This window comes from Vogesella mureinivorans (genome assembly GCF_007644035.1).
Classification (GTDB): Bacteria; Pseudomonadota; Gammaproteobacteria; order Burkholderiales; family Chromobacteriaceae; genus Vogesella; species Vogesella mureinivorans.
This window is the reverse complement of record NZ_VMTV02000075.1, coordinates 1-332: the sequence shown is the minus strand read 5'-3', so window position 1 is coordinate 332 and position 332 is coordinate 1. Positions and strand designations below refer to the sequence as shown.

The window sequence follows — 332 nt, the reverse complement described above, 5'->3', positions numbered from 1 at the left end:
CCAACAACCATTGAGTTCAGCAGGGCACGCGCGGTACCAGCCTGAGCCCATCCATCCACGAAACCATCACGTGGACCGAAGGTCAGAGCGTTATCTGCATGTTTAACTTCAACAGCATTGTTGAGGGTACGAGTCAGCTCGCCGTTTTTACCTTTGATCGTAATAACCTGACCGTCGATTTTTACATCAACGCCGGCAGGAATAACGACCGGTGCTTTAGCAACACGAGACATTCTTTCCTCCGATTAGGCTACGTAGCAGATAATTTCGCCACCAAGACCAGCCTGGCGCGCTGCACGATCAGTCATAACACCTTTAGAGGTAGAAACAAC

General features: G+C 50.3%; 2 protein-coding genes. Both read right to left on the bottom strand.

The genetic code is table 11. The features are described 5' to 3' along the window. A partial coding sequence (locus FLQ44_RS02010) for a 50S ribosomal protein L6 (RefSeq protein WP_147692824.1) occupies window positions 1–233 on the bottom strand: 233 nt, incomplete at its 3' end. 12 nt (window positions 234–245) lie between these two features. Then, on the bottom strand, window positions 246–332 hold an 87-nt coding region (gene rpsH / locus FLQ44_RS02005; RefSeq protein WP_072049000.1), incomplete at its 5' end, for a 30S ribosomal protein S8.